The 6501-nt window shown below is 39.2% G+C and carries 4 protein-coding genes; 2 read left to right on the top strand and 2 right to left on the bottom strand.

The features are described 5' to 3' along the window. Window positions 1-321 precede the first annotated feature (321 nt). Together G622_RS23350 and G622_RS23345 are read right to left on the bottom strand one after the other, a co-directional pair. Window positions 322-1371: a LacI family DNA-binding transcriptional regulator gene (locus G622_RS23350; RefSeq protein ID WP_044957919.1), complete on the bottom strand. Its 1050-nt coding sequence runs from the start codon at window positions 1369-1371 to the stop codon at window positions 322-324. A 2-nt stretch (window positions 1372-1373) separates the two neighbouring features. Then, on the bottom strand, window positions 1374-1850 hold the full coding sequence (locus G622_RS23345) for a hypothetical protein (protein WP_155831533.1): 477 nt from the start codon (window positions 1848-1850) through the stop codon (window positions 1374-1376). 432 nt (window positions 1851-2282) lie between these two features. Between G622_RS23345 and G622_RS0116545 the strand changes: the two genes are divergently transcribed. Together G622_RS0116545 and G622_RS0116540 are read left to right on the top strand one after the other, a co-directional pair. Further along, entirely contained in the window at window positions 2283-4598 is a 2316-nt protein-coding gene (locus tag G622_RS0116545; RefSeq protein WP_026511629.1) for a glycoside hydrolase family 3 protein, read from the top strand. Between the two features lie 2 nt (window positions 4599-4600). Continuing rightward, complete coding sequence (locus G622_RS0116540) at window positions 4601-6499, top strand: glycoside hydrolase family 20 zincin-like fold domain-containing protein (RefSeq protein WP_026511628.1); 1899 nt, start codon at window positions 4601-4603, stop codon at window positions 6497-6499. The last annotated feature ends 2 nt before the right edge of the window (window positions 6500-6501 follow it).

The following is a 6501-nucleotide window of genomic DNA, read 5'->3' as shown; positions in this document are numbered from 1 at the left end:
GAATATATATCAAATGGGGTAGTTAAACAAAATTTATCCTGCTTTTCAATATCATAGACTTTGAGACATTCACAAAAGCCTTTATATCTGTCCATGTTTGTTCTTGCGTAATGAATATCACCGATAAATCCAATTTCTCTAATGCCTTTTTTACTACCGACTCAGTAATATTATAAGTGGAATGGTATCCTTCAATTAGCAAAAGATCACCGTTTATATCGGCAAACGTAAGAGCAGGAACATTATCAAGGAAAAGGTATGAAGATTTATCAGGTTTATAGAAAACTGGTCAAATGACCACATAGGACAAAAACAGAGATATTAGTGTCCTCGCTGGGGTCTCTTTTTTGATTTTGTTGAATCCCTGAAAATAACCTCGGGACAGATGTAAATCAGTTCACGATTTGCCTTGGGGTGCTGGATTCTGTAGAGAGCCTGTTTTGCAAGCCTTAAACCAAAATTTTCACTACTTACATTTGCTGTGGTAAGAGGAACGGGATAGTTTATGTCTGATTGATTATCAAAGCCTGAAACCATGATGTCATCCGGTATGGAATAACCCTTTTCAGACAGGATGTTGCAAACGATGTTAGCGACAAAATCACTTGCGCAGACAAAAGCTTCGGGCATGTTGCTTATTCCGTTAAGGAAAGAAGATATTTCTTCTTTATAGGTGTCTGCTCCAATGGGGCTTGTCAGGCAAATATTTCCATCTATTTCCAAATTACTGCTTTTCATTGCTTCTTTGTAGCCGTAGTAACGCTCAAAGTTGGTTTGGGCATAATTGATATCACCAATGAAACCGATTCTGCTTTTACCCTGTGAGATAATGTGGTTGGTTATCTGGGAGACTGATGATCTACCCTCGATAAGAACCAGATCACCATTTAAACTTTCAAATGGATAATATGCAATGGTATCCATGAAAACTTTTGGAATAGGAAGTTCACTTAACTTTTTGATAAGATTCTTGTCATATACATTAAGGACTACCACGGCCTGTGTGCTGCCATCTGAGAGAGATGAAGGAAGTTCATAGTCTGATGACGCATCTTTTGGGAGATAGGTGTACATAACATTTGCGTTTGAATTGGAAGCTTCTCTTGCTATTTCGTGTATCATGTTAACCCAGAATACAGATGTTTCCGGCCTTGATACCGCAACGGAAATAGTCGCCTGCGGGGCTTCCGGTAATGAACCGTCGCTGTCAAAAAAACCGGTAGGCATGTTGTAGCCCATTTCAATCGCCTTAGATATTATTTTACTCCTAAGGTCATCTGAGACGCCTTCTCTGCCTGTAAAAACTTTCCAGACAGAAACTCTTGATATTCCAAGTGCGTCTGCAATGTCTTGAATTGTTACTTTTTTCATTTCTATACCCTCGACTTATTTACAGGTAAAGCTATCGTTTTGCCATCGGCATAAATTCTGACAGCTTTTTCATAATCGCTTGTAAAGGCTGATGCTTCAAAGAAAGTAGGAGTAACTGTAAGTTCGTAATCATCAAGCTTTATTTCAGATTCTTTTTCGCAGCGGGAACAGTCTTTGACGATAGTGCTTATTAATTCCTTATCATCAGTATAATATCCTTTTTTATCAAAAAAAGCATTTTCAGCATAATATATTTTTCTAAGTTCCCATTTGATAAGTTCTGTCTCGGGAATTACCGGGGTATCGGACTTATCATCACAGAAAAATACAAACCCCCATAGCTCCGGATAATGAATGTTTATTACACCTGTGGGAGACCATACCCAATTGTCCTCGGAAAGCGGCTTTCCGGTATTTATGTCCTTGATTTTCTTTGAAAAGATCGGTATACGGAGCGTCTTTCCAGAATTCTTTATCAAGATCGCCATCAAGCACGGGGGCAGAATCTGCTTTTGTGCAGGCATAGACTGGTGGATTAAAAGGAACTCTTGGGAAGGGAATCCTTAATGTGTTTTTGTTGATCATTACATACTCCTTATAATTATTTCTATAAACTTGTTAAGGGTTTCATATTATTACGACCATTATTATTGAGAAGTTTATTATGGGAAATTATATCATCAAAAAACAAACAAAAGCAATTTAGATTTAATATAAATTAACATTTTGTTTACATACATAAAAACGAGGGACTAAAAACGTCAAAGTGCATATATAACGTATAAAATTGACTTTTGCACTAGGAAAAATTTTTAAAAAAAGTTAGAATGTAAATGGATTGGCTTTAACAGGTGTTAATCATGGTATAAACGTTATTAAACATTCAGGATGATATGGAGGATAAACGCAGAATGGGAAACGAAGCGGTATATCTTGATCCCCAAAAAGCACCTTTGGACCGTGCGATGGATCTTTTATCAAAAATGACACTAAATGAAAAAGCAGGGCAGTTAAATCAAAGGCTTTATGGTTTTTCAATATATGAATATGAAGGAGAGAATTTTGTTCTCAGTCAGGAATTTAAAGATGAAGTGGAGAAATGGGGAGGCATTGGCACTTTATATGGCCTTTACAGAGCAGATCCCTGGTCCGGAAGAACTGAGGAAAACGGAATAACTCCGGATAAAAGTATGGATGCATATAACACCGTTCAGAGATATGTTATAGAGCATTCAAGGCTTAGGATTCCTGCACTTATGTCGACGGAATGCCCTCATGGACATCAGGCTCTTGGGGGAGGAATACTTCCTGTAAACACAGCAGCAGGATGCACGTTTGATGAAAAACTGCTTGAAGATGCATATGAAGCATGCGGACGACAGTTATCTGACGGACATGTGGACCTGGCTCTTATGTCCATGCTGGATGTTTTAAGGGATCCCAGATGGGGTAGGTGTGAAGAATGCTATTCTGAGGATCCTGTGCTGTCTTCAAAAATGGCTTTTGCTGCAGTAAAGGGTATGAAGAAAAGTGGAACAGGTGTTGTTGCCAAGCATTTTTGTGCACAGGGTGAAGGTACGGGCGGAGTTAATGCCAGTGCGGCAAGAATCGGTGAAAGGGAACTACGTGAGATACACCTGCCATCTACCGGGGCTGCTGTAAAAGCAGGATGTGACGGAATAATGGCAGCTTATAACGAGATAGATGGAATATACTGCCATGCCAATTCTCATCTTCTTAAAGATGTCCTTAGGAAAGAGATGGGCTTTAAGGGAGTGGTCATGGCGGATGGTTTTGCCATAGATAGTCTTGATAAGGTTACTGATGATAATGTTGAGAGTGGAGCACTGGCTTTGAAGAGTGGTGTGAACATAAGCCTATGGGATAAAGGGTTTACAGAGCTGGTTCAGGCAGTGGAGAGAGGAATCATATCTGAAAAGGATATAGATGAAGCGGTACTCCCTGTTTTACTTTTGAAGTTTGAAAGAGGGCTGTTTGAGAATCCGTATATGTCTAAAAATATGGAGTCTGAGAAATCCTACGGAATAGACAAACTATCGACCAAAATGGCTGAGGAATCTGTAGTAATGCTAAAAAACACGTCTGCTATTTTGCCTGCAAAAAAAGCAAAAAAGATAGCGGTGCTGGGAGAAAATGCAGACTCAGGATATGCGCTAATGGGTGATTACACACCTCCAAGATGTCCGGAGGAGATGGTAACAATATTACAGGGGTTAAAGAGGACGTATGGAAATGATGCTGTAGATGAGTTTGATTTTAATTCGCCTGAAGATAAGAAAAAACTGACAGAAGAAATAAATGAGTACGATATTTTGGTCTTTGTTACAGGAGGAAGCTCCTCCAGATATTCCGGAGCAGAATTTGATAAAAACGGTGCTGCAATCTCAAAAGGCGGGAGTATGGAATGCGGTGAAGGAATGGACAGGGCAGATATTGATGTTGGTTCAAAAGAGGCTAAATTCATCAGACAGGAATTAGGTGGAAAAATACCGGTAATAACGGTTTGCGTTGCAGGAAGACCGTATGCTGTTTCTGAAGTATCTCAAATAAGCGATGCCTTTCTTTACTCGTTTTACCCAGGACCATATGGCGGAGATGCGATTGCAAGAATTATAAAAGGAGAGATAAGTCCTGTGGGTAGATTGTCTGCATCGCTTCCTGTAAGTTCAGGTCAGCTTCCTGTCTATTACAATTTCAAGTCATCCTATGACGGAATGAAATACTGTGATCTGGAGAAAAAGGCGGCCTACAGCTTTGGAGAGGGACTTATGTATGCTGATATTTCCTATAAGGCTGTCCTGTTTAAACAAGTAAAAGAGCTTTCTTCAAAGATTTATGATCCTGGGAATGAAACGGTTAAAAGAAAAGAAGCCAATGAGGAGCTTGGTGAAGTGGTTCTCAGGGCAAAACTAAAGGTCAAAAATGAAGGAAATATAGAGGTCTGCGCAGTTCCGCAGTTGTATATAAGACGGCATGGAGGACTTGTTACTGCAAGAGAACTTGAGCTTAAAAAATTCAAGAGATACCGAATAATGCCTGGAGAAGAGGCAGAAATTGAGATGGAACTTACAGTCGGAGATTTTACATTTTATGACTATGAAATGAAGCTTTCCACTAAAGCAAAGAAATATGAGGTTATTCTTATGGATCAGGGAAAGGAAATAGCAAGAACGTTAATAAATGAAGGCGTTTTAAAGGAGGGTTAAAGATGAGTTATAAGAAAAACACATTTGAGTATTTGATACCAAGACCGGTTGAAATAAAGGAGGTAGAAGGGCAATTCAGAATTTCTTATGATACAAAAATTGTTCTTCTTGAAAGCACAGATTCTTCGGATTATAACAGCGCTTTAATACTTAAGGGTTATATAGAGGACAAGCTTGGAATCAGGCTTGAGATTACCAGAAGTGCAAGTGAAGAAGATGTTTCAAAGGTAATAATACTCGATAGGTCTGATGATATAAAAGAAGAGGAAGGATATAGTCTTAACATTAGTGATGACAAAGTAATTGTAAAGGCGAGAACAAAGAGAGGACTCTTATATGGTGTCGCTACATTCAGGCAATTGATAGCGTTAGGTGGCGCTTTGATTCCTGCCTGTGAAATCTCAGATAAGCCAGTACTTTCTAACAGAGGGTTTTATCATGATGCATCAAGGGGAAGAATACAGAAGCTTTCTTCATATAAAAAGCTGGCAGATCTTTGCAGCTATTTTAAACTGAATCAGCTTCAGCTATATGTAGAGCATTCATTTTTGTTTAAAGGATTTTCTGAAGTTTGTAGGGATGATACCCCGCTGACTGCTGAAGATATTCTGGAGCTTGATGAATACTGCGCAAAACTTGGAATAGAACTCATTCCTTCGATTTCAACCTTTGGACATCTCTATAAGGTGCTTAGAACAAAAACTTTTGAGGAGCTGTGTGAGCTTGATGATCCAAGAGACAGCGAGTTCTCTTTTGATCAGAGAATGCAGCATCATACCCTGGATGTGACAAATGAAAAATCCTTTGAATTTGTTAAAAAGGTGCTTGATGAATTCCTTCCGTTATTTAGAAGCGATTATGTAAATATATGTGCAGATGAGACCTTTGATCTTGGAAAAGGTAAGAGTAAAGAGCTTGCAGACAGGGAAGGTGTAGGAAAGGTTTATGTGGATTATGTAAACAGAATCATGGAGTATTGCATAAATAAGGGCAAAAAGCCAATGTTCTGGGGAGATATAATCGTGGGATTTCCTGAGTATGCAAAGCTGCTTCCCAAGGATGTAATCTGCCTTAACTGGGGCTACAGTGACTGCGAGAAAGAGGATAATACCAGAAAACTTGCCGATGTTCCTGTAAGACAGTATCTCTGTCCCGGGGTCCATGGCTGGAGGCATTTTATTAATCATTTTGAGATGGCATACAGAAACATATCTATCATGTGTGAATATGCAGGGAAGTATCATGCGGAAGGTCTCCTGAATACAGATTGGGGCGATTATGGACATTTACAGGATCCGCTTTTCTCAATACCGGGACTTATTTACGGCGCAGCTTTTTCCTGGTCAGGCGTTAGCGAAGAAACTGAGATAAACAGACAAATATCAAGGCTGTATTATGGGGATCGTGAAGAGGAACTAATGAGCGTTGCCAGAGACATAGGAATGCTTGAGGGCAACAGCTGGGATCAACTGGTTCAATTTATAGAACTTATTCGTAACAGACCTGCAGCACAGGAAGCAAAAGAGTTCTATGGCCGGCTTAAAGTAAATGAACCTGCAGAAAATAATAAGCGTATCGATGAAAAGCTGGATGATCTAAGACTCCTTATTACTGGCGTTAACGATGAGGGAAAAGCGTTAATTAATAGATTACTGCTATTTGCAGAAGGTCAAAAGCTTATGTGCAGAGCACTTTATCAGCTTGGATGCAAACTGTTTGACAAGGCTCAGAACCATGATGAATGCGTAAGGATAGCCGCAGAAATTGAAACATGGATGTATCACTATAAGAAAATATGGAGAATTACATCGAGAGAAAGTGAATTATATCGCGTGGAAGAGATCTTTTATCAGTGTGCGGATATTCTTAGAGAGCAAAATGTTAATTTGATCATCAAATAGTA

The organism is Butyrivibrio sp. LC3010, assembly GCF_000424385.1.
Classification (GTDB): Bacteria; Bacillota; Clostridia; order Lachnospirales; family Lachnospiraceae; genus Butyrivibrio.
Note: the sequence above shows the minus strand (reverse complement) of the source record. Positions and strands in the feature narration are given on the sequence as shown.

Coding starts and splice junctions, on each gene's coding strand:
- G622_RS23350 (WP_044957919.1), bottom strand. CDS start 1,371: ATGAAAAAAGTAACAATTCAAGACATTGCAGACGCACTTGGAATATCA.
- G622_RS0116545 (WP_026511629.1), top strand. CDS start 2,283: ATGGGAAACGAAGCGGTATATCTTGATCCCCAAAAAGCACCTTTGGAC.
- G622_RS0116540 (WP_026511628.1), top strand. CDS start 4,601: ATGAGTTATAAGAAAAACACATTTGAGTATTTGATACCAAGACCGGTT.